The 25,875-nt window shown below is 59.6% G+C and carries 21 protein-coding genes; 15 read left to right on the top strand and 6 right to left on the bottom strand.

What is annotated here, in order from left to right:
• Position 1: 1 nt before the first annotated feature.
• From AAF739_10035 to AAF739_10055, 5 genes are all read left to right on the top strand, one after another.
• Complete coding sequence (locus AAF739_10035; GenBank protein MEM6383003.1) at positions 2-922, top strand: site-specific tyrosine recombinase XerD; 921 nt, start codon at positions 2-4, stop codon at positions 920-922.
• A 111-nt stretch (positions 923-1,033) separates the two neighbouring features.
• Positions 1,034-1,990, top strand: a complete 957-nt coding sequence (locus AAF739_10040; GenBank protein ID MEM6383004.1) for an acetyl-CoA carboxylase carboxyltransferase subunit alpha — start codon at positions 1,034-1,036, stop codon at positions 1,988-1,990.
• A gap of 269 nt (positions 1,991-2,259) precedes the next feature.
• Entirely contained in the window at positions 2,260-3,474 is a 1,215-nt protein-coding gene (locus AAF739_10045) for a murein L,D-transpeptidase family protein (protein ID MEM6383005.1), read from the top strand.
• A 122-nt stretch (positions 3,475-3,596) separates the two neighbouring features.
• Entirely contained in the window at positions 3,597-4,442 is an 846-nt protein-coding gene (locus AAF739_10050) for an alpha/beta fold hydrolase (protein ID MEM6383006.1), read from the top strand.
• Positions 4,443-4,496: 54 nt separating this feature from the next.
• On the top strand, positions 4,497-5,687 hold the full coding sequence (locus AAF739_10055; GenBank protein ID MEM6383007.1) for an MFS transporter: 1,191 nt from the start codon (positions 4,497-4,499) through the stop codon (positions 5,685-5,687).
• Here AAF739_10055 and secA read toward each other — a convergent pair.
• Positions 5,684-8,560, bottom strand: a complete 2,877-nt coding sequence (gene secA / locus AAF739_10060) for a preprotein translocase subunit SecA (GenBank protein ID MEM6383008.1) — start codon at positions 8,558-8,560, stop codon at positions 5,684-5,686. The two genes, AAF739_10055 and secA, sit on opposite strands and share 4 nt — an antisense overlap.
• Before the next feature lie 370 nt (positions 8,561-8,930).
• Here secA and AAF739_10065 point away from each other — a divergent pair, with 370 nt between their 5' ends.
• From AAF739_10065 to AAF739_10085, 5 genes are all read left to right on the top strand, one after another.
• The gene (locus AAF739_10065; protein ID MEM6383009.1) at positions 8,931-9,812 is read left to right on the top strand and encodes a peptidylprolyl isomerase; all 882 of its coding nucleotides are present in this window, start codon (positions 8,931-8,933) and stop codon (positions 9,810-9,812) included.
• A 42-nt stretch (positions 9,813-9,854) separates the two neighbouring features.
• Positions 9,855-11,114 carry a bifunctional glutamate N-acetyltransferase/amino-acid acetyltransferase ArgJ gene (gene argJ, locus AAF739_10070; protein MEM6383010.1) on the top strand — a complete coding sequence of 420 codons (1,260 nt, stop codon included), beginning with the start codon at positions 9,855-9,857 and terminating at the stop codon, positions 11,112-11,114.
• Positions 11,111-11,515 (top strand): (deoxy)nucleoside triphosphate pyrophosphohydrolase, encoded by a 405-nt coding sequence (locus tag AAF739_10075; protein MEM6383011.1) that lies wholly within the window; start codon positions 11,111-11,113, stop codon positions 11,513-11,515. Before argJ ends, AAF739_10075 begins: the two co-directional genes overlap by 4 nt.
• 85 nt (positions 11,516-11,600) lie before the next feature.
• Entirely contained in the window at positions 11,601-15,335 is a 3,735-nt protein-coding gene (locus AAF739_10080; GenBank protein MEM6383012.1) for an EAL domain-containing protein, read from the top strand.
• Positions 15,336-15,443: 108 nt separating this feature from the next.
• Complete coding sequence (locus tag AAF739_10085) at positions 15,444-15,623, top strand: Flp family type IVb pilin (protein MEM6383013.1); 180 nt, start codon at positions 15,444-15,446, stop codon at positions 15,621-15,623.
• Between the two features lie 7 nt (positions 15,624-15,630).
• On the opposite strand, the gene AAF739_10090 is transcribed toward AAF739_10085, so the two are convergent.
• Positions 15,631-16,506, bottom strand: a complete 876-nt coding sequence (locus AAF739_10090; protein ID MEM6383014.1) for a methyltransferase domain-containing protein — start codon at positions 16,504-16,506, stop codon at positions 15,631-15,633.
• A 496-nt stretch (positions 16,507-17,002) separates the two neighbouring features.
• Between AAF739_10090 and AAF739_10095 the strand changes: the two genes are divergently transcribed.
• The 5 genes from AAF739_10095 to AAF739_10115 are packed head-to-tail and all read left to right on the top strand — an operon-like array spanning position 17,003 to position 20,298.
• Positions 17,003-17,779, top strand: coding sequence for a ComF family protein (locus tag AAF739_10095; GenBank protein MEM6383015.1), 777 nt, complete (start codon positions 17,003-17,005; stop codon positions 17,777-17,779).
• Between the two features lie 53 nt (positions 17,780-17,832).
• A complete protein-coding gene (gene grxC, locus AAF739_10100) occupies positions 17,833-18,090 on the top strand; it encodes a glutaredoxin 3 (GenBank protein ID MEM6383016.1) in 258 nt (85 codons plus the stop codon).
• 11 nt (positions 18,091-18,101) lie between these two features.
• Positions 18,102-18,956 (top strand): carbon-nitrogen hydrolase family protein, encoded by an 855-nt coding sequence (locus tag AAF739_10105; GenBank protein ID MEM6383017.1) that lies wholly within the window; start codon positions 18,102-18,104, stop codon positions 18,954-18,956.
• Positions 18,953-19,540: a DUF1178 family protein gene (locus tag AAF739_10110; protein ID MEM6383018.1), complete on the top strand. Its 588-nt coding sequence runs from the start codon at positions 18,953-18,955 to the stop codon at positions 19,538-19,540. The genes AAF739_10105 and AAF739_10110 overlap by 4 nt, the downstream gene beginning before the upstream one ends.
• Positions 19,537-20,298 carry an MOSC domain-containing protein gene (locus tag AAF739_10115; GenBank protein ID MEM6383019.1) on the top strand — a complete coding sequence of 254 codons (762 nt, stop codon included), beginning with the start codon at positions 19,537-19,539 and terminating at the stop codon, positions 20,296-20,298. The genes AAF739_10110 and AAF739_10115 overlap by 4 nt, the downstream gene beginning before the upstream one ends.
• A 113-nt stretch (positions 20,299-20,411) precedes the next feature.
• On the opposite strand, the gene AAF739_10120 is transcribed toward AAF739_10115, so the two are convergent.
• The 4 genes from AAF739_10120 to ptsP form a co-directional block, all read right to left on the bottom strand.
• Entirely contained in the window at positions 20,412-21,263 is an 852-nt protein-coding gene (locus tag AAF739_10120) for a DUF4167 domain-containing protein (protein ID MEM6383020.1), read from the bottom strand.
• Between the two features lie 372 nt (positions 21,264-21,635).
• Positions 21,636-22,484 carry a peptide chain release factor N(5)-glutamine methyltransferase gene (gene prmC / locus AAF739_10125; GenBank protein MEM6383021.1) on the bottom strand — a complete coding sequence of 283 codons (849 nt, stop codon included), beginning with the start codon at positions 22,482-22,484 and terminating at the stop codon, positions 21,636-21,638.
• Positions 22,481-23,554, bottom strand: a complete 1,074-nt coding sequence (prfA, locus tag AAF739_10130; protein MEM6383022.1) for a peptide chain release factor 1 — start codon at positions 23,552-23,554, stop codon at positions 22,481-22,483. Before prfA ends, prmC begins: the two co-directional genes overlap by 4 nt.
• A 25-nt stretch (positions 23,555-23,579) precedes the next feature.
• Positions 23,580-25,850 (bottom strand): phosphoenolpyruvate--protein phosphotransferase, encoded by a 2,271-nt coding sequence (gene ptsP / locus AAF739_10135; GenBank protein ID MEM6383023.1) that lies wholly within the window; start codon positions 25,848-25,850, stop codon positions 23,580-23,582.
• Positions 25,851-25,875: the final 25 nt, after the last annotated feature.

Consider the following 25,875-nt stretch of genomic DNA (forward strand, 5'->3'; position numbering starts at 1 on the left):
CATGGGCAGCGCGAACGTCGACCTGTTTCTCGATATGGTTGCGGTTGAACGAGGGGCGGCAGCAAACACCGTAGCCGCCTATCGCCGGGACCTTTTGGATTTCGCTGATGACTGTCCGCGGGCGATCGATGAGGCGCACAGCGAGGACATCAAACGTTACCTCGCTCGACTTGAGGCCCATGGTGCAAAGGCATCCACCGCCGCGCGACGGCTGTCCGCGCTCAAGCAGTTTTTTCAGTTCCTTTATTCTGAGGGAATTCGCCAGGATGATCCATGTGAAGCGCTGCGCGGCCCCAAGCGACCCAAGCCTCTTCCCAAGACTCTAGACGAGCAATCGGTGGAGGCTTTGATGCAGGCTGCGCAAACGGCATGTGAGCGCCAGGATCTGTCGCCGAAAGCCTCTGTCAGGGCGCTGCGCATGCGTGCACTTATTGAGCTTCTGTACGCAACTGGTCTTCGCGTCAGCGAGTTGGTCAGCTTGCCGCGATCTTCGGTTAGCTCGGGTGCCGATGTCTTTATCGTGCGTGGAAAAGGCGATCGTGAGCGCCTGCTGCCGCTGACGCCGCTCGCCAAGGCGGCACTGGGCCTTTACCTCAAAGCGCTCGACGCTGATCGCCGGCGTTTGCCTTCGGTTTACCTCTTCCCGGCCGATAGCGCAGAGGGGCATCTGACGCGCCAGGCCTTTGCTCGCGATCTCAAGGCTTTGGGTGCGGCGGCCGGGTTAGACGCAAAGACACTATCCCCCCACGTTCTGCGTCATGCCTTTGCAAGCCATTTGCTTGCCCATGGTGCGGACCTGCGAACCGTTCAATCGCTTCTGGGCCATAAGGACATTGCGACCACGCAGATCTACACCCATGTTCTTGATGAGCGCTTGCACGGGCTTGTCGCGACCTGCCACCCGCTCTCTGAGCAAGGCTAGCAGGGCATCTGGCGCACGCTTGGTGGTGAGCGTGTGCCTTGACTCGGGCCAAGCCGTCCGACAGGACGGCACTCTCAGCAAGCGCGCGCAAAAAGACGCGCCAGGGGCATGATGCACACCTATCTTGATTTCGAAAAACCGGTAGCCGACCTGGAGGGCAAGGTCGCCGAACTGAAGGCGCTGCAAGAAGAAGATGCAGCGGTGGACGTCGGCGAGGAAATTGCCCGGCTTGAAGCCAAGGCTCAGCGGGCGCTGACCGATCTGTACGCCAAGCTGACCCCGTGGCAGAAGACCCAGATTGCACGGCATCCAGACCGGCCGCATCTGCAGGCCTACGCTGAGGCGCTGTTCACTGACTTCACGACCTTGGCGGGTGATCGCGGCTTTGCGGACGATCATGCCATCCAGGTGGGTATGGCTCGTTTTTCTGGTCGTTCGGTCATGATTATTGGTCACGAAAAGGGCGACGATACGGCGTCGCGTTTGAAGCATAATTTTGGCATGGCGCGGCCGGAGGGCTATCGTAAAGCGGTGCGCGCAATGGAACTTGCCGAGCGTTTCCGCCTGCCTGTGATCTCCTTTGTGGACACTGCCGGCGCGTATCCTGGTATCGGAGCAGAGGAGCGTGGACAGTCCGAAGCGATTGCCCGCTCCACCGAAGCATGCCTTGGCCTCACCGTTCCCACCGTCAGCGTGATCATCGGGGAGGGCGGCTCAGGCGGCGCAATCGCGCTGGCCACTGCAAACCACGTCTATATGCTTGAGCACGCAATCTATTCGGTGATTTCACCGGAGGGCGCAGCGTCCATATTGTGGCGGGATTCTTCGCGGGCAAGTGACGCTGCTTCCGCGCTCAAGCTGACCGCCGAGGACCTGACCGCCTTCAAGGTTGTCGATGGCGTGATTGATGAGCCACTCGGCGGGGCGCATCGGGATCCAGCGCAGACGATTGCCAACGTGCGGGATCAGCTCACGTCAACGTTTTCTGAGATCGATGAGCGTCCCGACGCAGATTGGCGAGCTGAACGGCGGCAGAAGTTCCTCGATATCGGACGAGCACTGAGTTAACCAAACGGTCACGTCGTTCACCACCGCTGGTGTCTGCCGCCACGGTCCGGCCATGATTGTGTGGCCGCAAGTCACCACACTGCCCGGAAAGCTCGATCGGCTGGTGTGAGCGGTTTTGTTGCGAGGCTCATTCCTGTAACGTTCTTAAGATGATTGTCGTCATTTTTCGCGCCGCACTAACCATCTGGTAAAGCTTTCGTAAGCAGGACACTCCACCATGGTCTTCTTGATCACCTCTGTCTGTTCTGCGTCATGAAGGTTTAGTTGACATGCCGTCTTCGATACCCCCCGCAATAGTCCATCAGCACGAAGGCTCGGATGCCCTTGTTCCCGAAGGTCAACCCGGTGCTGGCGGGGTTGAGCGCCGGACGCTTTTGAAGATTGCTTTACTCGCGGGCACAGCGCCCCTCATCGCTGCTTGCCAGTCGGAGTATTTGCCGAAGCATCTCGAACCGCTGCCTTTCCGGATGCAAGCCAAGATGGAGTCGCTAGGTGTCAGCGAGGCTAGCCCCATCTTCATGCGAATTTTTAAGGATGAGAGCATCCTTGAAGTCTGGAAGGAGACCCGCTCCGGCAAGTATGTGAAGCTGGAGGATTATGAGATCTGCACTTGGTCGGGAGAACTGGGACCGAAGTTCAGGGAAGGTGACCGGCAGGCGCCGGAAGGCTTCTATACCGTTCGACCCGCGCAGATGAACCCGAATTCAAGTTTTTATCTGTCGTTTAATCTCGGCTTCCCCAATACGTTTGACCGGTCGCATGGCCGCACGGGCTCGCATCTCATGGTGCACGGCGCTTGCTCATCTGCGGGCTGCTACGCGATGACCGATGAACAGATCGCCGAGATTTACGCTCTCGCGCGTGAAGCGTTCGAAGGCGGACAACGCGCGTTTCAGGTTCATGCGTTTCCCTTTAAGATGACCCCGGAGAACATGGCGAAGCACGCAGACCATCGGCACTTTGGTTTCTGGCAGATGCTTCAGGAAGGCTATCAGCACTTCGAAGTCACAGGGTTCCCGCCGCGGGTCGATGTTTGCGACCGACGGTACATTTTCAACGCGGAAGCCGCTGGGCAATTCGCGGCCGCAGAGCAATGTCCGAGCTATACGACGCCACCGGAGATTGCTCGAGCGGTTGAATTGGCCCAGGCAGAACATCAACAAGCCTTTGAGGTCGCGTTGGCCGAGATTCGCGGAAGCGAAACGGTGCCGGCACTGTTACCAAACGATGCACCCGCGATTGGTGGAGAGCCGACAGTGATGGTTGCTGAGACCGGGCCTGCGACGGTTCCTGATCCGGCTGGTGCACCGCCGATCCCCACACTTGCCGATGACGCCGGGCTCACAACGGCCTCCGTTCCGGATGCTGTATCGCCGCCCGCAAATGGTGTTGAAGCAGTCAACGCCTTCAGCGAACCTACTCGAGGACGTAGTTTTATGGACCGCGCCGGCTCCATGTTTGATGGGCTGTTCCGCGGGAATTAAGCGCTCTCAATGCGGTTTAGAGCGTTGCCCGCGCGCAACTCCGGGCGGCGCAGCCACTGGCGAACTTGCACCGTGAAGCCCACGGGTCATACTGGGGCGCAGGACAAACGACGCGTCATGCCATGCCATTTGCTTCGCTTGAAGGCCGCCAACTGCACTACACAGATACTGGCGGCGACCAACCCGCTTTGATTTTTCTGCACGCTTACACGACCAATGGCTCGTTGTGGGACGGTATGATCGCGCGCTTTGCGCCCATGTTTCGGTGTATTGCGCCGGACCTGCCAGGTCACGGCCGGTCCGAACCCTCCGATCTTCCCAAGGGAATAGGCTCGCTGGCTGAGGATATCGTGCGTTTGCTCGACCATATGCAAATTGAGCGTGCACATGTTTGTGGCCTGTCTATAGGTGGCATGATCGGTCAGCACCTTGGCTTTGATTATGCAACTCGGATGCGATCGCTTGTACTCGCCTGCACCAGTGCCGCAATTCCATCGGCGGCCCAGATCGTTTGGGAGGAACGCCTTGAAGTGCTCCGCACGAAAGGTCTTTGGGCTGAGGTTGGTGAAACGGTGGAACGCTGGTACGGCGCAGGCCTGTTGGAGAGCTTCGGTCCCGCCGATCTCGATCCAATCGGGCGTATGATCGCCTCGACAAGCCTTGCGGGCGCGCTGACATGTGGAGAGGCAGTGAAGCAGCACGATACACGGAGCCGCCTGGGCGATATCCTTGCGCCGACACTTGTGATCGGTGGCGACCTGGATCAGTCCTTTGCACCTGAGCATGCCAAAGCTCTTGCCGACGGAATTTCAGGTGCGAAGCTCGTCATGATTCCGGGGGCAGGGCATCTTGCGCCCGTTCAACAGCCTGACGCGTTCGACGCCGCGATGCGTGCGTTCTTCGAAGGGCAAACGTGGCAAGGCGCAGGACGCACAGCCACCGCGCAGCAGGTGACGATCGAAGGGTAGCCACGCGTTGATTTTCGCCTTGCTGCCTGCCGATGGCGGGCGTAGGGCTGCCGCATGAAAGCCCGCTCAATCACGCTTCTCATGGTCGCCGAAATCTTCGGCATGAGCTTATGGTTCGTCTCTGCAGCTGTGCTGCCTGGGATGACGGCTGAGTTTGGACTGTCCGGCGGGCAGCAAGCGGCTCTATCGAGCGGGGTGCAGGGTGGTTTCGTAATCGGGGCCTTGGTACTGGCAATTTCCGGTTTGCCAGACCGGCTGGATCCGCGCCGTCTGTTCGCGGTTTGCGCGGCTTTAGCGGGCGGGCTGAATGCTCTGCTTTTGATTGTTCCCGCCGACAGCGTTGCTGCGGTGGCGTTGCGCGTGGCGACGGGCGCGCTCCTCGCAGGCGTCTATCCCGTTGGGATGAAGATCGCCGTCGGTTGGGGAACCAAGGATCGCGGTTTGCTTGTTGGAGCTTTGGTGGGATCGGTGGCCATGGGGTCAGCGTCGCCGCATTTGATTGCGGTGTTCGGCGGTGCTGATTGGCGTCAGACGGTGCTGATTACCTCCGTTTTGAGCATCCTTGGCGGTTTCCTCGCTCTGGGTTCTGGGCTTGGGCCACAGCACGCGCGGTCCTCACGGTTCGACCCACAGGCAACGCTTACTGCTTGGACGAACAAGGGCGTGCGCTATGCGATTGCCGGTTACCTTGGACACATGTGGGAGCTTTACGCGATGTGGGCCTGGGTCGGGTTGATTGCGACGAGCTCGTTTGCGCTTGTCATCGGTGACGTTGAAGCGGCACGAATGGCACCTTTGACAGCTTTCGGTGTCATCGCCATCGGCGCCGTGATGTGCATTCCTGTCGGTTATCTCGCGGACCGCGTCGGCAAAGCACAAGCGGCCACGGGTGCAATGGTCATTTCTGGCCTCGCGGCCGTCGCCGCCTCTGTAACCTATGGCGGGCCGGTTTGGCTGGTGCTCGCGGTCCTGCTCATCTGGGGCGCAAGCGTCATCCCTGACTCACCCCAGTTCTCGGCATTGGTCGCAGACTACGCTCCCGCTGATCAAGCCGGTAGTTTAATGACGCTGCAGACCGCGCTCGGTTTTGCGCTGACCATGATCACCGTGCAGGTAACGCCCATGCTCGCAGCGCTGTGGGGTTGGCCGCCGGTGCTTTTGTTGATGGCACTCGGTCCGGCATGCGGCATTGCCGCGATGCGCGCGCTTATCGGCTTAAAGCGAACGGGGAAAGCAGGGGCTTAATAGCCGCCGTGGCAGTGCTTGTATTTCTTGCCCGAGCCGCAGGGGCAAGGTTCATTGCGCCCAATTTTCCCCCATGTCTCAGGGTTATCGGGATCGCGCTCCGGCGCCGCTACGGGCATTGGCTCGCCTCGCAGAGCGGCCATACCCGCCGCAGCGGCTGCCATTGCGGGCGACAATTGGGGCCCACCAAGACCTTGAGGTGCTAGCCCGGGGACGTCGTCAGCCGTTGGAAGCTGCGGCGGCGCTTCGGTTTGAACCTCAACCACCATCAGTCTTTGGGTTACACTCTCGCGGAGATTGGCCAACATCGCTTCGAACAGTTCGAAGGCCTCCGTCCGGTACTCCTGAAGTGGGTCGCGCTGGCCGTAGCCGCGGAAGCCGACCACCGAGCGTAAATTGTCCAGGGTCGCAAGGTGCTCGCGCCAGAGACCGTCCAACGTCTGCAACAGGATGGCACGCTCGACCTGACGCATGATGTCCGGCCCGAACCGAGCCACGCGGGCGGCGTAGGCTTCGTCGGCGGCGCGGGTGAGCCGCTCCATGACATCATCTTCAGCGATACCCTCTTCGTCAGCCCACGCGACGACGGGGAGGTCGAGGTTGAAGACCTCTTTCACGCGGGCTTCGAGCCCCGCTGTTTCCCACTGCTCAGGATAGGCTTTCTCAGGAATGTGCGCGCGGACCAAATCTTCGATCACGTCATGGCGCATGTCCTTGACCGGCTCGGTCAGGTCATCCTCTTCCATCAGCTCAAGGCGCTGATCGAAGACCACCTTGCGCTGATCGTTCATGACATTGTCGTACTTGAGCAGATTCTTGCGGATATCGAGGTTGCGCGCCTCAACTTTTTGCTGCGCCTTCTCAAGCGCCTTGTTTATCCAGTTATGGACGATTGCTTCGCCTTCCTTGAGCCCAAGCTTTTGTAGCATCGAATCCATTCGGTCGGATCCGAAGATGCGCATCAGATCGTCTTGCAACGATAGGAAGAACTTCGAATGGCCTGGGTCGCCCTGACGGCCAGATCGACCGCGCAACTGATTATCGATCCGGCGGCTCTCGTGGCGTTCCGTACCGACCACATACAGCCCACCGGCATCGAGCGCTTGCTGCTTGAGCTTGGCGACTTCTTCACGGATTGCAGCTGTCTTTTCCGTCTTCTCCGCGCAGTCTTCCATTTGCGCCAGCTCGGTGGCTATCCTCATGTCGGCGTTGCCGCCTAGCTGAATATCGGTCCCGCGACCGGCCATGTTGGTGGCAATCGTCACCGCGCCAGGTACGCCCGCTTGGGTAACGATCAAAGCCTCCTGTTCATGGAAGCGTGCGTTCAAAACCTGGTGCTCAATGCAGGGTTTTTTGCCCTTTGCGGCTTTGACTTTCTCGCGCAGATACTCAGCCGTTTCACGCAGATAGCCTGCAAAGTCCGCTTCGCCCTTGCCGGTGTTCTCGGCTTGCTCTTCAAGCTTATCTGCAATCGCTGCCACCGCCTTCTTGTCCGACAGCATCTGTGAGAGCAGCTCTGACTTTTCGATTGAGGTGGTTCCGACAAGAATAGGCTGACCGCGGTGCGCACAGTCGGCGATGAGCGCGACGATCGCGCGGTATTTCTCCTCAAAGGTGCGATAGACCTCATCATCATCATCGATGCGGGCCACCGGAACGTTGGTGGGGATGTCCACCACCTCGAGACCATAAATGTCGCCGAACTCCTCCGCTTCGGTGGAGGCGGTGCCGGTCATGCCGCCCAGCTTGTCGTACAGGCGGAAATAGTTCTGGAAGGTGACCGACGCGAGTGTCTGGTTCTCGGGGTTGATAGCAACCTTTTCCTTGGCCTCAAGCGCCTGGTGTAGGCCATCGGAGAACCGGCGACCGGGCATCATGCGACCGGTAAACTCATCGATGATGACTACCTCACCATTGCGGACGATGTAGTCCTTGTCGCGCTGGAACAGTTTGTGAGCGCGCAGCGCCTGGTTCATATGATGGACCACCTGGATGTTCTCGACATCATACAGGCTGGTGCCCTCTTCGATCTGCCCTGCCGTAGCCAGGATTTCTTCGAGGTGCTCGGAGCCATCTTCGGTAAAGTTGGCTGTCCGCTGCTTCTCGTCGATCTCGTAATCGTCGTCGCCCAGTTGTGCAACGAGCCCGTCAATAGCGTTGTAAAGCTCGGATTTGTCTGCAAGCGGGCCTGAAATAATCAGCGGCGTGCGGGCTTCATCGATGAGGATTGAGTCCACTTCATCGACGATCGCAAAGCGATGCGCGCGCTGCGCCATCTCCGTCCGGCGATACTTCATATTATCGCGAAGATAATCGAACCCAAGCTCGTTGTTGGTTGCGTACGTCACATCGCATGCATAAGCCGCGCGGCGCTCTTCATCGGTCAGGCCGTGAACGATGACGCCGGTCGTCAGGCCCAGAAAGCCATACACCTGACCCATCCAGGCGGCGTCGCGACGGGCCAGATAATCGTTGACCGTCACAACATGGACGCCTTCACCCTCAAGCGCGTTGAGGTAGACCGCAAGTGTGGCAACCAGCGTCTTGCCCTCACCGGTCTTCATTTCCGCGATCTTGCCCTCATGCAGAACCATGCCGCCAATCAGCTGCACGTCATAATGGCGCTGGCCCAATGCACGCTTTGCACCTTCCCGGACCACAGCGAAGGCCTCGATGAGAAGTTTGTCGAGGGTTTCGCCGCCAGCCAGACGTTCACGAAACTCTTCCGTCTTGCCCTTGAGTTCCGCGTCTGAAAGCGCCTGCATCTGCGCCTCAAGCGCATTGATTGCCTCGACGCGGGCCTGGTAGCCCTTGACGATGCGATCGTTCGAGGTTCCGAACAGTTTGGAGGCGATAGAACCGAGGCCGAGCATGGCGGGTATGATCTCCCCACATCGTCGCCGGACCGGAAGCGGCCGCGTGATGCGGTTGCATGAAAGCGTATCGACGACCCACAATCGCCCGAGAGGTGGAGCCGAGCTGGGGCGGACTGTCGATGGTGAATGGGCAGGCACGTCTGGGCGCGCGCCCTGCAAAAAGGCGCTTCACAGATAAGAATGGCCCTTTTGCTTGTCAACGTGCGCAAACACCGCCATGGTCCCACCACATTTTCAAGCGCGTAAGGCTCGCACGCGCATCGAATGTGCTGCACCCCCTCTGTCCAGTTGCGCATGTCGGACTGATGAACGTCCACTATTCGCGGGCAACGACCCACACCATGATTGAGCCGATAAGGAATTGCCCATGATACGTTCTGTGCTTCGAAACTGCCGTCGTTTTCTGGCGGGAGCATCAGCCTGCGCTGTGCTGGGCGGTGGTCTCGTCGTGGCCATGGGGTCAGCCCCGGTATGGGCCCAGGAGACCCTCACGCCCGATACGGTGCTTGCTACAGTCAATGGCCATGAGATCACCGAGTTCGAAGCACGTCTTGCGGGCCAGGACTTTTCTCGGCAACTTCAGCAAGTGCCAGCTCCGCAAAGGCTGCCGGCGATCGTCAGCGTCTTGATCGATTTGCACCTGCTTGCCATGCAGGCTGAGGAGGAGGGACTCGACGACAGCGAAGAGTTCCAGCAGCGTATGGCCTATCAGCAGGCCCGAACCTTGCGGACCGCCTACCTTTTTGAAGTGATTGCCGCGAGTGTCAGCGATGACGATGTGCAAGCCGCATACGATGCTTTTGTGGCCGGTTTTGAGCCGACCGAAGAGCGCCGCGCACGGCACATTCTCGTCGAAAGCGAAGAAACGGCGCGCGAACTGATTGGTCAGCTCAACGGTGGCGCTGACTTCGCTGAGCTTGCTCAGGAGCATTCCACCGGGCCCAGCGGACCAAACGGCGGCGATCTTGGTTGGTTTACGCGCGGCCGTATGGTGCCAGCATTTGAAGAGGCAGCCTTCGGGATCGAGCCTGGAAGCTACGGACAGGAGCCGGTCGAGACCCGGTTCGGTTTCCATGTCATTCAAGTCGAGGAAACACGGAACACAGCCCCGCCGGCCTTCGAAGAGCAAGCGGAGACCCTTCGTCAGGAGTTGTTGGATGAGCGCTTCACCGCGGTCCTAGGCAATCTGCGTGAGGAAGCGGACATAACCTACAATGTCGAGGGCCTTGAGCCGCCTTCACCTCAGTGACGGTGGCAGACGGGGCCTTAACCGCCAACGCGGCGTGAATTGATGACGGCGCCTGGCTTCCCTTCGCCCTTCACGCCTAAGCAGCCCCCTTCGCCATTGCCGGTCGATGGGGTGCGCCTTGCGACAGCGGAAGCAGGGATCAAGCACGCCGGTCGTCGCGATGTCCTGTTGATGGCGTTCGGCAAGGGTACGGTCGTCGCCGGCACCTTAACGCGGTCAGCGTGTCCGTCCGCCGCCGTTGACTGGTGCAAAGAGCGTCTTTCAGATGGTGCGCAAGGGGGTGAGGCGCGAGCGCTGCTGGTGAACTCCGGAAATGCAAACGCCTTCACCGGCATGAAGGGCCGGGAAGCGACTGCAAGGTCTGCCGAGTATGTCCAGCGCGCCTTAGGCGTGCGCAGCGGTGAAATTCTGCTTGCGTCGACAGGGGTCATCGGTGAACCGCTACCAGCCGAGAAATTCGCGGGCGTCGCCGACAGCCTTGTTGCTTCGCTTTCTGATGCCGGAGACGCTTGGGTCGCCGCAGCTGAAGCGATCATGACGACTGACACTTTTCCGAAGGCGTTGTCCCGTGAAGTCGCCATTGGCAGTGAGTCGATCACCCTGACGGGCATCGCAAAAGGCGCGGGAATGATCGCGCCCGATATGGCAACGATGCTCGCCTTTATCGTGACCGATGCAGCGATTTCCCAATCGTTGCTGGACACCATGATCAAGCGCTCGGTGGCCAAAAGCTTCAACGCCATCACGATCGACAGTGATACATCAACGTCGGACACTGTTCTGCTGTTCGCCACAGGCAAGCGTCTATCAAGTGTCCCCCTTCAAGCGGCTGACGATCCAAGGATTGAGCAGTTCAGCGACGCCTTGGATCAGCTTTGTCTCGACCTGGCGCATCTGATCGTGCGCGACGGTGAGGGTCTGTCCAAGTTCATTACTGTCCAAGTAACCGGAGCATCGTCTGATGCCAGTGCTGACCGGGTAGCTCGGTCGATCGCCAATTCGCCGCTGGTCAAGACCGCTTTCGCGGGCGAGGACGCCAATTGGGGGCGCGTGGTCATGGCGGTTGGTAAAGCGGGAGAACCTGCAGACCGCGACAAATTGACAATCTGGTTTGGCTGCGTTCGGGTGGCGGTTGGTGGGGCGCGGGACCCCGACTACCGGGAGGAAGATGCGGCAAATGTCATGCGCCAGCCAGACATCACTTTGCGGGTGGACATGGGGATCGGCTCTGGATCGGCGACCGTTTGGACCTGCGACTTGACCAAAGACTATGTGGCCATCAACGGCGATTACCGCACATGACCCTTCGGCTTGTGCTTGTGACCGCAGCAGCACTTGTCGATGCAGACAACCGGGTGCTCATCGCAAGACGGCCTGAAGGTAAGGCCATGGCGGGGCTCTGGGAGTTCCCGGGCGGTAAGATCGAAAAGGGCGAGCGGCCCGAAGACAGCCTGATACGAGAGCTGCGGGAGGAGTTGGGCATCGAGACTGAAACAGCGTGTCTCGCGCCCCTCACATTCGCCAGTCACGGATACGATGACTTCCACCTCCTGATGCCTCTATACGTGATCCGCAAATGGCGCGGCGTTCCGGTTTCGCGTGAGGGCCAGGAGCTGGCCTGGGTGCGACCTAACCGCTTGCGCGATTACCCCATGCCTGACGCAGACGGGCCACTGATCGCGCCGTTGATTGACCTTCTGTAAAACTACGAATGCGAGCTGGCGAAATTAACCCCGCGTGAACGCTGCTGAGCTACCCGTTAAGGCTGTGCGGTCATTGGGTGGGTCGGTGAGCAAACTGTTTCCGGAAATGCAGGCGGTGTTGCGGCCATTGACGCAGCCTGATCTTCAGAGGTTTGCCGATATGCAGCCTCTGGTTGACGCCTGGCGCAAGGCGGTTCGATCGCGTGCTCATTTTGACGACCTACTGGACCTTCATTCCGGACCGCTTGCCGGGTTTAGCGACCAGCTTGCAATCGTGGAGCGTTTAGACGCCGAGCATTTCCGTTACCTCCATTACGGTGCCCAAGTGGCGCGCAATTCGGGCCGGGACATGACGGGCCTATCGACGGCCGACTTTTCAGGGGAGGCTGCCGGCTTCTTCCGTCAAAGCTACTGTAACGCGCTCGAAGCTGGCGAGCCGCTCTATTCGATAAACCGGGCGGTCATCACGCACCATACCCACAGTTGGCAGCGGCTTTTGCTGCCGGTCACGGCCTCGTCGGGGACCGGTGACGAATTGGTGATTGCGCTCATACGTCCGCTCATGGGTGTCCGCGAGCTGCTTGCCGATTTCGGACGGGACACCGGCATCGTGGGTGGCACGCTTGAGCCCATACGCAAAGACGGTTCGGTGCAAGATTTCCTCCTGCAAACCTTGAGCGATCTGCGGGATGTTTTTGGTGATACGCCGCCGTGTTTACTCGGTGATCTTTATGGTCGGCCGCTCTCGCTTGATGAGGCAGAACGGATCATGCGCGCGAGTGACGGAACTGTGGTGGTGCAACGGGAGTTGCCCGATAGCCAGGCGCGATACGGCCGGGCGTTCCTGCTACGGATATCAGGTGGGCGACTTCAACCGGTATTCTCGCTGACCGATGAGACACAACTCATCGAAGCTCGGAACTCTGCTGAAGAGCGCAAACAGGCTATGCAGGACTTCGCGGAGACCGCGTCGGACTGGATGTGGGAAGCGGATACAGAACATCGCGTCACCTATCTTTCGCCTTCGTTCGAGTTGCAGAATAAGCGCCCTGCACGCACCTACCTCGGCAAGAGCCGCTTGGATTTTGCAAATTATCCGAAGAATTCAGAAGTCTTGAAGGCGCATCAGAAAGACCTCGACGCGAAGCGCGCCTTTCGCGATCTAATCTACCAACTTCCCGATGCAGACGGTTCCCTGCGATGGATACGGGTCAATGGAGTCCCTCGTTTCTCGAACGATGGGGCGTTCATCGGTTACCGTGGTACCGGTTCGGACGTGACCGCGGAAATTGAGGCTCGTGACCTTGCTGAACGCCGCCGGCGGCAGATGGAAGAGTTTGCCGCGACCGGCTCAGACTGGCTTTGGGAAAGCGATGGCGATCATCGCATCACAATGATCAGCGATGCGGTGACGAAGCACTCGGGCTTTCCGATTGAGTACTATATTGGGCGTGTTCGCACCGAGCTTGGCGATGCGCAAATCAATGCCGAGGTGTTTGCGGCCCATATCGCGGATCTTGAAGCCCAACGCCCCTTTCGGGATTTTGTCTACAGCGCCTACTCCGCCGCTGGAGAGCTTCGCTACTGGCGCATCAGCGGTAATCCTCAGTATGATGAGGACGGTGAGTTCGTCGGTTATCGCGGCACGGGCAGCAACATCACTGAGGAGATGCTGGCAAAACAGGCGCTTGAAGATCAGAAAGCCGTGATGAAGGAGTTCGCCGACACTGCATCGGATTGGATGTGGGAGATCGACGATAGTTTCAAGTTCACCATGATGAGCCAGGCCATCGAGAAGGTGACCGGTTCTCCCAGTGACCGCTATGTCGGAGTGGACTGGTTCGCACTTGAAGACGTCCCAGAGAATCGCGAAACCTTTGGGCACCTTCGTGAGCAGATGGTTGATCGCCAGCCCTTCCGGAACGTTGTGTACAAAGCGTTCACTGATGACGGTGTCGCGCTGTGGTTGCGCAGCAATGGCAATCCACGCTTTGACGAAGACGGTACCTTTCTCGGCTATCGAGGCACGGCAAGCGACGTCACCGATGATGTGCAGACGCGAAAGCTTGCCGCCGAGCGCGCGCAGGAGCTTGGTCGGGCATACAAGGTGGGCAAGCTTGGTGCGTGGTGGTACGATCGGACAACCGATACCGTCCACCTTACCGAGGCGTACCGCAACCTTGTTGGGTTGAGCGATCGGTTCGCTGAGCTTTCGGTCCGTCGTTTGATGACGTTTATCGCGCGCGAGTGTCGGCCATCCATATTTGCCGCCCATCGCACGGTCTTCAAACACGACGGCAATGCGCAGGCTGATATCCGCTGGCGTCATGCCAATGGCAACTTCATCGATCTGACGGTGGTTGGACAAGCGGAGCGGGATTCGGCGGGTAAAGTCGTCCGCTTGTACGGCACCGTCCAGGATATCACCGCTCGCAAGGAAGCCGAGCGTGAGTTGGAGCGGCTTGCCTATTGCGATCCGCTCACGGGATTGGGCAACCGGGCTGCCTTCAACACCGCTTTGGACGCGCTTTTCGCCAATCGTGACCGTTCAGATCACAAGGCCGGGCTGCTCCTGCTCGATCTGGATAACTTTAAAGAGGTGAACGATACGCTGGGGCACTCTGCAGGTGATGAGTTGCTCAGAACGGCCGCGTCTCGGTTGGTGGGCGCGGTTACATCGTCGGCAGCGGTCTACCGGCTTGGGGGCGATGAATTCGCGGTGATCGCGCGCGATTTAGCTCATTCGAGAGACGTCTCCGGCTTGGGCTCGAGCATTAAGAGCGCTTTCGCTGGTGCCTTTAATCTCCAAGATGGCGCAGTGCACGTAACGACCAGCATCGGCATGGTGATGGTGCCTGAGCAAACGAACGACCCCCATGAGGCAATGAGGTTTGCCGATCTTGCGCTGTATCGGGCCAAAGAGCTTGGGCGGAACCGGCATGTTCTGTTTCATGACAAGCTCGATGCAACAGTGCGTGAGCGTGTTGCGCTTGAGAGCGACCTACGCGATGCCGTCAATGCGGACGCGCTTGACGCTCACTACCAAGTACAGGTCGACATCAAGGATGGTTCGATCGCGGGCTTCGAGGCGCTTGTGCGGTGGACACATCCCGAACGAGGTGTCGTTCCACCCAATATGTTCATTCCCATCGCTGAAGCATCACCCATGATCGGCGCGATCGGCGCCATGATGCTCAAGCGAGCGTGTTCGCAAGGCAAAGCCTGGCTTGATGCGGGTGGCGCCCCACTTAACATGGCCGTCAATGTTTCAGTTGCGCAGCTATGGCACAGGGACGTGGCGGCAGACGTTCGCGATGCGTTGAACGCGACCGGCTTTCCTGCTCATTTGCTGACAGTCGAGCTAACTGAGAGTGTTTTCGAGGACACGTCTTTACCGCGTATCCAAAGTCTGTTTGCCGAGCTTAAGCAGCTTGGCGTCAAGATGGCGCTGGACGACTTCGGGACTGGATACTCATCCTTAAAGTATCTGGACAAGCTGTCGTTTGACCGGCTGAAAATCGATCGGTCCTTTGTCCACAAGTGCGATCAAGACGCCGAGAAGCGTCGCTTGTTGCAGGGGATCGTGGGTCTCAGTAGCGGTTTGGGGTTACAAACCGTTGTTGAAGGTGTGGAAACGGAAGCCGAACTGGATGTTGTCCGCGATATGGGCTGCAACATGGTGCAGGGATATTATTTTGCACGGCCGAAGCCATTCCATGAGGCCTGCCTAGATGCAGCGCGCATTGAAACGACGTCGGGTCTGAAGCCGTTGCTCTGGCGGGACAGTGAAGGGCAAGGGCCCGCACGGATTGCGCTTTAACGGTCTAGACAAGGCCTTGTTAAGTGTGGTCGGAACCGGCGCGCCCCATGCAAACACCCTTTAACCGTACAGCGGTATGCAGATGGTCTACGGTTGAAAGGTATCGGCATGCGGCGGTTCAAAAACACCATCAAACTTTTCGCCCATGATGATCGGGGTGCTACGGCGGTCGAATACACCATCATGATCGCTGGGATTGCGCTTGCAATTATCATCACCGTCTACCTAGCAGGCGAGCGACTGGCCGAGAGTTACGCAGACATCCCCGATGTCGTCACATCCCGCTGATCGGACGTCACCTTTGTTTGCGGGGCGTCTGGTCGCCTGCAGGCAGTTCCGAGGTATCCAGAGCATCAGCTAATCGTGCCTTGGCTGACCCGGGGCGGAGCGGTTTCTGCTGTCCGTCGGAGGGTGCCCAACCGGAAAAGGAAAGAACCTGAAAGGTCGCACGAATGCGCCCGTCCTCGTCGGCATAGCGTTGAGCGTAAATCTGGGCCGCTCGTACAGCGCGGCCCTTAGTCCAGGGAACACGTGTGCGGCCGTTCAGAATATTCGTTGCGCCCATTGCGCGAAGATCTGCCATCAGGACGAACAGGTTGCCATAACGGACTGTGATGGTGTCGACATCGGTCACCGGTAAGGCGAAGCCGGCTCTTTGTAACAGGCTACCAAGGTCGCGGACGTCGACAAATGGCGCAACTCTTGGTGTTACACCTCCGGTGCTTTCCTCTTCTTCCGCAGCAAGGACTGCGCGGAGTTCATGCAGACTGTTGCCGCCTATCATCGCGCCGAGCAAAAGCCCATCTGGCCGGAGCGCACGGCGAATTTGTATTAACGTACCAGGCAGGTCGTTCACCCATTGCAGTGAGAGCACCGACGTCACCAGATCAAGGCTTTGCGGAGCAAGCGGCAGCCACTCATCATCGGCAACCGCACGGGGAAGCTGATGAGAAGAGGTAGCCGTGCCCTGCGCGCTTCCGGCCGTTAGGTCGATCAGGCTCCCCACCCGATGGCTTGAAGCCATAAGATCCGCTGTACGCCCATCGTCCCCCGTGAGGTCTACGGCCAAGTCAAAGTGACGTTCGACGGCGTCAAGACGCTCGCGAACTTCAGTTCCAACTTGATCCAAGAGAAAACCGCCATCGCGCGCGCGGGGTCGGAGAGACGCCATGAGGGCGCGTTGCCGCCGCTTTTGCAACAGGACGCGATCGAAGACGTGAGGCGCTGCTGGTTCGGGTTTCAAATGGTCAGACTCGATTGGCAAGGATCGCGATTGCACGGGTTTTGGTGACGAGATCCTCATCCTGCGGGGCTCTCGTCCACTTTCCTTAAGGCGAAGCAACGCCTGAAGATATAGGCCGGCTTGCCGCTCCCACGCGAGCGCCAGCCGCTATGTCCGTCTGCAGACAGCCATCTCTGCCGTGCGCCAACACCCTTCCCGATGGGTTGGGCCCGGATAGGAAAATTGCTCATGACTCTTCTTTTGCGGTCGCTTACAACTTCTGGCCTACGTCGTGTGGCGGGGCATGCTCAAAAAGTGTGCAGCAATGGTGCCGCAGAATTTGGTGGCTAGGTCGTGTGCCGTCAGCGCAGGCAGTGAGTGGGGTCAAATGGCATCTTCGCCGCATTCTCGTCATCACAGCTCGGGGGGCTCCTCAGCACCGTTGATGGCGTCTCCGCTCAAAGCTGCTCGAGCCGCCTTGAACCGGCTGGTCGATTTCGCAATACCGCCCATCTGCCCCACTTGCGAAACGATGATGCAAAGCGACGGTGGATTGTGCGGCGCTTGCTGGCGCATGGTGCCGTGGATCGAAGAACCGGTCTGTGATCGCCTTGGTCTGCCGCTGTCCTACGACTTAGGCCCGGGCGCCGTGTCAGCGGAAGCCCTCGCCTGCCCGCCCGCGTTTGATCGGCTGCGCGCTGTGTGTGCCTATGAGGGTGTTGCTCCGCAACTCGTTCATGCGCTGAAGTTCAATCAGCAACGGCACCTTGCCCGCTCCCTTGGTGCCATGATGGCCCGTGCCGGTCGCAAACTGCTGAGCGAGCCGGATACCATTCTTGTTCCCGTTCCACTTCACCCGTTTCGACAGATTGGCCGACGATACAACCAGTCAGGGTTGCTCGCAGAGGCGATTGCATCCGCTACAGGCGGCATTGCCAATCATCGTGCCGTGCGCCGGGTCAAGCGTACGAAGCAACAAGCTGCTTTGTCGCGTGGCGATCGACTGCGAAACGTTGATGGTGCGTTCGCCGTCGGAAAAGAGGGTGAGGCGAGCCTTGCGAATAAGCGGGTCGTGCTGATTGATGATGTTCATACAACCGGCGCGACGTTGAACGCGTTGGCCCAAACCCTTAAACGATTGCCTCCGCTGTCGCGGCCTCAAAGTGTCGATGCATTGGTTTTCGCAACAACAGTTTTGCCAGATCGTTCGCTCTCACTATAATCAAAAGACGTAGGGGTCGGCGGTTCGGCCCCACCATCGATGAGTGGACAGTCATGGCCGAAGTTACAATCTACACCAGGGCGATGTGCGGTTTTTGCAGTCGTGCAAAGGGTTTGCTCAACCAAAAGGGTGTGAGCTTCGTCGAGCATGACGCAACGCTTAAGCCGCAGGTCAAAGCCGAAATGGTCGACAGGTCCGGCGGTCGCGCAACCTTTCCGCAGATTTTCATCGCTGGAACCCATATTGGTGGCTGTGACGACCTTTTTGCTCTCGAGAGGGCGGGCAAACTAGACTCGATGCTGTCCGCGTGAGGGATGAGAGTATGAAAGTTGCATTGATTCAGCTTTGCGCGAGCCGTGATCACGATGAGAATGTTGAGACGGTTTGCGATTACCTTGAGCAGGCGGGGAAGGCCGGGGCGCGGTATGCGCAGACGCCGGAGATGACGACCCTGATCGAACGGGACCGTAAGCGTCTGTCTGCGCAGGTTACCGCTGAGCGGGTTGCGGACGCTCAATCACGTTTTTCAGCCATTGCCGCGAAGCATGCGATGACCGTCCATATCGGGTCCATGGCAGTGCCGCTCTCCGATGGCCGCTTCGGCAATAGGGCGCACCTTTTTGGCCCGAACGGCGCCATGGTCGCCCACTACGACAAGATCCACATGTTTGATGTCGACCTCGACAACGGCGAAAGCTGGCGAGAGAGCGCGATTTATGCACCTGGCGACAGATGTGTTGTTGCGCGCGCGACTGAAGGTGGCCCGCAGATCGGTCTTGGGATTTGCTACGATCTTCGTTTCGCGTCGCTTTTCCGAGCGCAAGCGCAGACGGGTGCTGACCTGATAACCGCGCCGGCGGCGTTCACGCGGCAAACTGGGCAAGCTCATTGGCATGTGCTGCTGCGAAGCCGTGCAATTGAAACCGGCAGTTTTATGCTCGCTGCCGCTCAGGCTGGCACGCACGCGGATGGCCGCGAAACCTATGGCCATTCCCTGGTGATCGATCCATGGGGTACCGTTCTTGCCGAAAAAACTGACGATCAACCAGGGTTGCTGATCGCTGAGGTTGGCCTTGAAGCGGTTGCGGCAGCTCGGAGCAAAATTCCAGCGCTCCAACATGACCGCGCCTTCTCGATCGACGCCGTGGATGCTCGGCCAGCGCAGGCTGTCGCATGATTTCATTAACTCTGGTCTGCGTGAACGGACACAGCTTCGATGGCTGGTTTCGTGGCAATGCGGATTTCGACTCGCAATGTGAGGCTGGGCTCGTTGTATGCCCAACCTGCGGTGAAACAAATGTCAGACGGGGTTTGATGGCACCGAACGTGTCGACCGCGCGCCGACGAGAGCGAGCCGCGCAGCAAATCGAGCAGGCGTTTCAGTCCGCTGTGGCTTCTGCTCAATCGGCTGGCGCAAAGCCTGGGCCTGCGGTTCCCGCTTCTGGTCAGAAGGCTGCAGGTCCGGTGGATGGTGAGGTTTTGCCGAGCCCAGGCACGCCAGCGCGGTTTGCTGCGGGCCTGCAAGACGCGCCCGAACCCGTCAAAGCCTATGTCGAGGCCGTCCGGAAGCTACGCACCCACATCGAGCAGACCAGCGATGATGTCGGCGACCGCTTCGCCGAAGAGGCGCGCAAAATGCATCACGGAGAGACCGATGAGCGCCCGATCCGTGGACGGGCTTCGATAGAGGAGGCGGCATCGCTTGATGAAGAGGGTATCGAGGTTTTTGCGCTCCCTACGCTACCGGAAGATGGCCATTGACGGCCCATGTCGCGAACCTCTGGCGATGGCCTGTTAAAGGCTTTGGCGGGGAAGAACTCGCAACAGTGTCCGTCGCGCCCGGTGAGCTTTTTCCGTTTGATCGGGCATTCGCAATAGAGAATGGACCATCCGGCTTTGCGCCCGATGCTCCTGTGCACATCGCCAAACGACACTTCGTGTGTATGGTTCACCAGCCTCAAACAGGTCGATTGTCAGCGCGCTACGACGAAACAACGGCCAGGCTGCTTGTCGACACGCTTGACGGTCGTGCTCTGATTGTTGACCCCGATATCCCCCATGATCTTGAAGCGTTGACCGCTGAACTTGTGAACCATGGCGTGCGCGGGCCTCTGCGGCTGTGTAGTGCCGAAGACCGGACAGGTGGGCACGGGTTCACGGATGTCCCCGACCGTTGGATTTCCATCCAGAACCAAGCGACGCTTGACGCAGTATCCGAGGCATCTGGATCGACCTTCGATCCGCGCCGATTGCGGGCGAACGTTCTCATCGCGGGATGGGACGCGTGGTCCGAAGAAGAGCTTGTCGGCAAAATACTCAAACTTGGGGACGTTCAAGTTGAGGTTGCCGAGGTCATAAACCGTTGCCGCGCCATCGACGTGAACCCCGAGACGGCGGAAATGGACCGAGAGAGTTTGCGCACCATTATGGGGCTTCGCGGGGCACGATCGATCGGTCTGTACGCCAGGATTATGGATACTGGTACGATACGACCGGGGGACGCTGTTCACCTTGCATGAAATCGGGAACTCGGCGTTCGTAGGGTAAGCGGTCGGCCCAGCCGTCTCTGCCGAGCTCTACGGCCCATATGCGCAATGACTTGAATGTTCGTGGTTGTCGGAGACGCGTGCTTTTATTTTTCGTCTGATGATGCCTGAACAGGCACGTCCGACGTTGCCGCAACTTCCGCGGCAGGCTGTTCCGTGCTGGTCTCGCTGCTGCCCGGTTCGTCAAAGCGATCGCTGACATCGACGCTCGCTTTCCGGCTGCGCGGTGCGCGACGCGGGCGCTCCGCCTGCTCCCCATTGGGCTCCGCGTGGCTTGCAGCTGCTTCGCTTCTGCCGTCTTGTTCAACGGTCGCGGCAGGGTCGCTGGCTTCGTTGCCGTTTTGAGATGGTTGATTGTTGTCAGCGGCGCCGTTTTTCTCGTGCTCGGCTGAGCCATTGGCTTTTTCGGTACGCCCATCACGCGATCCACGTTCCTGATCGCTATCGGCCGCCCGGGCTTCGTCGCGTCCATCGTCGCGGCCGCGTCGCCCCCGGCCTCGATTGCGACGTCCACGCCGCTCCCCGTCATCATCGTTCCGATCCCGATCACGCCCGTTGGCCTGGTTCTGACCCCGAACATCGGGCTGCGGCGCATCGGGGTCGGCTGGGTCGAAGCCTTCGCGCTCATCATCATCGTTGCTGTCGGCGGTATCAATCGGATCATCGGCGCGTCGGACATTGATCGGCTGGTTCATCTGCTGCTGAGCTAAGGCGACGATCCGATAAAAGTGCTCGGCATGCTGCATGTACGCCTGGTGCAGCACCGTATCGCCGGAAGATTGTGCATCGCGCGCCAGATTGATGTACTTGTCCGCAATGTGCTGTGCGGTGCCACGAATTTTGACGTCCGGGCCGTTCGATTCATAGCCTCGGGAAAGCGGGCTGGGCCCTTTGCGCCCACGACCACGCGAACGTTTGTTGGATTGACCGGGTCTCATTGCCAAGGGTTTGGTCTCTTAAGTGATGAAAAGGTCAGGTTGGCTCTACGCTTGGGTGAACCTCGCTGTCCCGCGGTCCACGCCAGATCCCTGCCGCTCACTGAGCACCATGGCAAACAAATGGAGGCATCCTGTGAGATGCTCCTCAGTTGCGCACTATGCGGGCTCAATTGTCAGGTTCGTCTACCACTGCCCCCAAAAGCTTGGCACATGGTGCGAATTGCAGGCTCACCGCTTCGCGAGTTGTGCTTTGCTATTCGGCAGTCCTGTAACTCCTACCTGCTTCGCGACGTATTTCCAACCCTTTTTTCCGCGTATCAGGACATAGCGGTGATGCAGGCGCGCCTTCACCGTCGCTGCGGGTCTCTAACACTAGGGTCGTCGGAAAATGCAGACCCGGTCGTTGCCAGATAAGTCCTTATCCGTACTAACCGGGCTCAGGCCTGCCTGTGCTCCCAGCTTCACCACAGCGTCGGCCTGCGTATGGCCGATCTCGACGATGACCCACCCGCCAGGCACGGTGCCGCGCATGGCTTGCGGCAGCAGGGCGCGATAGGCGTCAAGACCATCAGTCCCTCCGATCAGCGCCTGTTCGGGGTCGTGTTTGCGGACCTCTTCCTGCAGATAGCGGTGCTCGCCATTGCGAATGTACGGCGGATTGGAGACAATCATATCGAAGCGCTCGTCCACGCCTTGCAACCATTGTGACATGCGAAAGGCCAGGCGGTCGGAGACCCCCAAGGCGCGCGCGTTGCTGCGCGCCTGTTCGACAGCCCTTGCGTCGCTATCGATGCCAAGACCGGTCAAATGTGGGCGCTCGCGGGCAAGGGCGATGAGGACTATGCCGCTCCCGGTGCCCAGATCGGCGACATGCGGAGAGCTTGTGATTGAAATGCGTTCAAGGGCTGCCTCGACGAGCCGACCTGTATCGTCACGTGGGATCAGTGTGGCGTCATTCAGGGACACTTCGAAGTCCCAAAAGGGTGCTTTGCCAAGGATGCGCGCCAGTGGCTCGCCAGCCGCTCTGCGGGCGAGAGCCGCCACCAATCGATCCGCCTGCTCCCGCGTCAAAGCGGTTATGTCGAAGGCGATTTGTTCGGTTTTGCTCAGCCCGGTGATGGCCTCGACCAGCAGCCTCGCCTCTGCCATGGCGTCGCTGAACGGGCGTTTCGCAATTGTTTCTCGTGCGAGCGCGACCGCTTGTGCGATCGTCGGCGTCACGCCGCCTCGCTTGCTGCCAACAGTTCCATCTGATGGGCGGCGATGAGCGGCTCGATGACCTGATCAAGGCCATCGCCGGCAAGAACATTATCGAGTGCATACAAGGTCAGACCGATCCGGTGATCGGTCACGCGACCTTGAGGGAAATTGTAGGTTCTGATGCGTTCGGACCGGTCGCCGGACCCGACCTGACCTTTGCGCGCGTCCGCGCGCTCGTCCGCCGCCTTTTGCCGTTCGGCGTCGTACAGACGCGCCTTGAGAATCTCCATCGCGCGTGCCCGGTTCTGGTGTTGTGATTTTTCGCTTTGGGTCACGACGATACCGGTTGGCAGATGGGTGATCCGCACCGCCGAATCGGTCGTGTTCACGTGCTGGCCGCCGGCGCCTGATGCCCGCATGGTATCGATCCGAATATCTTCGTTTCGTACCTCGATATCGATGTCCTTGGCTTCGGGCAGGACCGCCACCGTGGCTGCCGACGTATGAATGCGGCCGCCAGACTCGGTCTCCGGCACGCGCTGAACGCGGTGCACGCCGGACTCGAACTTCAACAGTCCGTAGACACCGGTGCCCTTAACCTCCGCTATGATTTCCTTGAAGCCGCCAACCTCGCCTTCGGAGGTGGACAGCACGTCAAGCTTAAAGCCGCGAAGTTGCGTATAGCGCTGATACATGCGGAACAGATCGCCCGCGAAAAGTGCTGCTTCATCGCCGCCTGTACCCGCGCGCACTTCGAGGATCACGCCGCCCTGATCGGCTTTGTCTTTCGGCAGCAGGGCCAGCTGAAGATCGCTTTGAAGCGCATCAAGCTGGCTTTCCAGGCTGGCGACCTCTTCCACGGTCAGCGCGCGCATTTCGTCATCAAGGTCTGGATCGTCCAGCATCTGTCGTGCGGCGTCCAGCTCATCGCGCGTTTTCTGCAGCTGCTTGGCCTGCTCGGCAACCGGCTCCAGTTCTGCGTAGTCGCGCGAGAGCTGGACGAACTCGTCCGCTTCCGCGCCGGACGCAAGCCGGGCAGAAATCCCCTCAAAGCGAGCGATCAAGGCGTCGATTTTCTGGTCGGAGATCATGGGGTTCAAATAAGCAAGTGGAGCGTCAGAGGCTTATGGCATGCTCATGGGCGAAGGCAACAAGACGGTCACGCAATGATGCGCTGGCCAGCGGGTCCGATAGGAAATCACCTACGAGCGCCTGCAAAGGTTCAAGATCGACATCAAGTACCATGGCTTTGACCGGGCCAACGGAGGCGGGGGCCATCGATAGGCGCTCGAAGCCCAGGCCAAGCAACGCAAGCGCTTCCACCGGCCTGCCGGCCATCTCTCCGCAGATTGTCACTTCGCAATCGTTCGCTTGGGACGCCTCCGCAATCTGCTTGAGGGGTCGTAAGAAACTCGCCGAAAGAGGGTCGAAGCGACCTGAAAGCTGTGTGTTTCCACGATCCGTCGCGGTCATGAACTGATGCAGATCGTTTGAGCCGACCGATACAAAATCGCAGCGGGCCATCAGCGCGTCGAGTTGATAGAGCAAGGATGGGACCTCAATCATCGATCCGATCTTGAGATCACGCGGTGTGCCGTAACCATGTTTGGACAGGTGGGCGATTTCGCGCCGGACCAGCCCTTTGGCCGCGTCGAGCTCCGCAACGTCGGTGATCATGGGAAACATAATGCGCAGCGATCGGCCGGCCGCTGCCATCAACAGCGCTCGCACCTGCAGGCGCATCAATCCGGGACGGTCGAGACCCAGCCGGACCGCGCGCCACCCAAGCGCAGGGTTCTCTTCGCTGTGGCTGCGCATGTAGGGCAAGACCTTGTCCCCTCCTATATCGAGGGTGCGAAATGTGACGGGACGTTCCCCGGCAGCATCGAGCACACGCGTATAGAGCGCCTCTTGCTCCTTGGTGCGCGGCAGCGATCGCGCAACCATGAACTGTAATTCGGTCCGAAACAGGCCTATGCCCTCGGCTCCCGTTTCCTCAAGACTGGGCAGGTCCATCAACAGACCGGCATTGTGCATGAGCGTGACGCGCTGGCCGCAGTTGGTTTGGCACGGCTTGCCGCGCAGCGCCTTGTACTGTGCCTGACGCCGGGCCCGAAAGCGCACCTTCTCGCCGAAGGCTTGCCGAATGTTGTTGGGCGGGTTGATGTGGACCGAGCCACCCTCACCATCAACGATGATCGGATCACCTTGCTCGACCAAAGCAACAATACCTGTGACCCGACCAACCACCGGAACGCCCATAGCGCGTGCGATCACTGTGATATGGCTAGTTGGTCCCCCTTCCTCGATCACCAGACCGCGTAGTCGGCTTCGATCGTAATCGAGCAGCTCCGCCGCCCCCATCATCCGCGCGACAATGATGGCATCATCCGGAACGGCTTCCGGCGATCGGGCGTCTTCGCCGGACAATTCGCGAAACAGCCTGTAGGCCAGATCATCAAAATCGTTGAGCCGCTCGCGGATGAGCGGATCTTTCTGGCGGGACAGCTTGGCGCGCGTGTCCGACTGGACGCGCTCCACCGCGGCCTCGGCTGTCAATCCGGACTCGATCGCTTCGCGAAGCCGCCGCGTCCAGCCGCGATCATGGGCGAACATTCGGTAGGCTTCGAGTATATCGCGGTGCTCCCCGTGGTGAGCGACCGATCCGCTCTCCACCATCGAATCGATCGACAGCCGCAGCCGGGCGAGCGCGCTGTCGAGCCGTTCGATCTCCCCATCGATGCTCTCAGCAATCATGTTGGTGACGACCAGTCGCGGCTCGTGCATCACCACGTGCCCAAGTCCGATGCCTTCGCTGAAGCCCTCTCCGTCGAGCGAAAACTGGCGCGCGCTCTCGGCGTCTGGCCCGTTGCGCGAAAGCCCCTGCAGCTCGCCCGCGCCTATCATTTCGGCGATGACCATGGCGACTGTTTGCAGCGCTTCAACTTCCTCGTCGGTGTAGCTGCGCCGCGCCATGTTCTGCACGGTCAACACACCCACAACGCGCCCCGCGCGAAGGATCGGCACCCCCAAAAAGGATCGATAGGCTTCCTCGTCGGTCTCCGGCAGGAGGGTGAAGCTTGGGTGCTTTTGCGCGTCGGCGAGATTGAGCGGCTCAGCGCTGGCGGCGATGACGCCCACAAGCCCTTCGCCCAGTCGCAGGGACGCTTTATGAACCGCCTGTTTGTTGAGACCTTCGGTCGCCGACAGCTCCAGAACGCCGTCAGCTCGCAACAGGTAAAACGAGCAAACCTCGGCCACCATGTTGGAGGCGATCAGCACCGTTATTCTGTCGAGCCGTTCCTGTCCACTGATGCGCTCCGCCATGACCTCGCGCAAGCGCCTGAGCAGGACACGTGGCCCCGCCAATGCGCTGCGGGTGGGCATGGTGACCTCGAACCTCGTCGTAAGT

Source organism: Pseudomonadota bacterium (genome assembly GCA_039024915.1).
In the GTDB taxonomy this organism is placed as follows: Bacteria; Pseudomonadota; Alphaproteobacteria; order Rhizobiales; family MH13; genus MH13.

Excerpts from the sequence above, each read along its gene's own strand:
- AAF739_10040 (MEM6383004.1), top strand. The coding sequence starts at position 1,034 with ATGCACACCTATCTTGATTTCGAAAAACCGGTAGCCGACCTGGAGGGC.
- AAF739_10085 (MEM6383013.1), top strand. The coding sequence starts at position 15,444 with ATGCGGCGGTTCAAAAACACCATCAAACTTTTCGCCCATGATGATCGG.
- prfA (MEM6383022.1), bottom strand. The coding sequence starts at position 23,554 with ATGATCTCCGACCAGAAAATCGACGCCTTGATCGCTCGCTTTGAGGGG.
- AAF739_10105 (MEM6383017.1), top strand. The coding sequence starts at position 18,102 with ATGAAAGTTGCATTGATTCAGCTTTGCGCGAGCCGTGATCACGATGAG.
- AAF739_10120 (MEM6383020.1), bottom strand. The coding sequence starts at position 21,263 with ATGAGACCCGGTCAATCCAACAAACGTTCGCGTGGTCGTGGGCGCAAA.
- AAF739_10095 (MEM6383015.1), top strand. The coding sequence starts at position 17,003 with ATGGCGTCTCCGCTCAAAGCTGCTCGAGCCGCCTTGAACCGGCTGGTC.
- AAF739_10090 (MEM6383014.1), bottom strand. The coding sequence starts at position 16,506 with ATGGCGTCTCTCCGACCCCGCGCGCGCGATGGCGGTTTTCTCTTGGAT.
- AAF739_10075 (MEM6383011.1), top strand. The coding sequence starts at position 11,111 with ATGACCCTTCGGCTTGTGCTTGTGACCGCAGCAGCACTTGTCGATGCA.
- grxC (MEM6383016.1), top strand. The coding sequence starts at position 17,833 with ATGGCCGAAGTTACAATCTACACCAGGGCGATGTGCGGTTTTTGCAGT.
- argJ (MEM6383010.1), top strand. The coding sequence starts at position 9,855 with ATGACGGCGCCTGGCTTCCCTTCGCCCTTCACGCCTAAGCAGCCCCCT.
- ptsP (MEM6383023.1), bottom strand. The coding sequence starts at position 25,850 with ATGCCCACCCGCAGCGCATTGGCGGGGCCACGTGTCCTGCTCAGGCGC.
- AAF739_10045 (MEM6383005.1), top strand. The coding sequence starts at position 2,260 with ATGCCGTCTTCGATACCCCCCGCAATAGTCCATCAGCACGAAGGCTCG.
- AAF739_10050 (MEM6383006.1), top strand. The coding sequence starts at position 3,597 with ATGCCATTTGCTTCGCTTGAAGGCCGCCAACTGCACTACACAGATACT.
- AAF739_10110 (MEM6383018.1), top strand. The coding sequence starts at position 18,953 with ATGATTTCATTAACTCTGGTCTGCGTGAACGGACACAGCTTCGATGGC.
- AAF739_10035 (MEM6383003.1), top strand. The coding sequence starts at position 2 with ATGGGCAGCGCGAACGTCGACCTGTTTCTCGATATGGTTGCGGTTGAA.
- AAF739_10055 (MEM6383007.1), top strand. The coding sequence starts at position 4,497 with ATGAAAGCCCGCTCAATCACGCTTCTCATGGTCGCCGAAATCTTCGGC.
- AAF739_10065 (MEM6383009.1), top strand. The coding sequence starts at position 8,931 with ATGATACGTTCTGTGCTTCGAAACTGCCGTCGTTTTCTGGCGGGAGCA.
- secA (MEM6383008.1), bottom strand. The coding sequence starts at position 8,560 with ATGCTCGGCCTCGGTTCTATCGCCTCCAAACTGTTCGGAACCTCGAAC.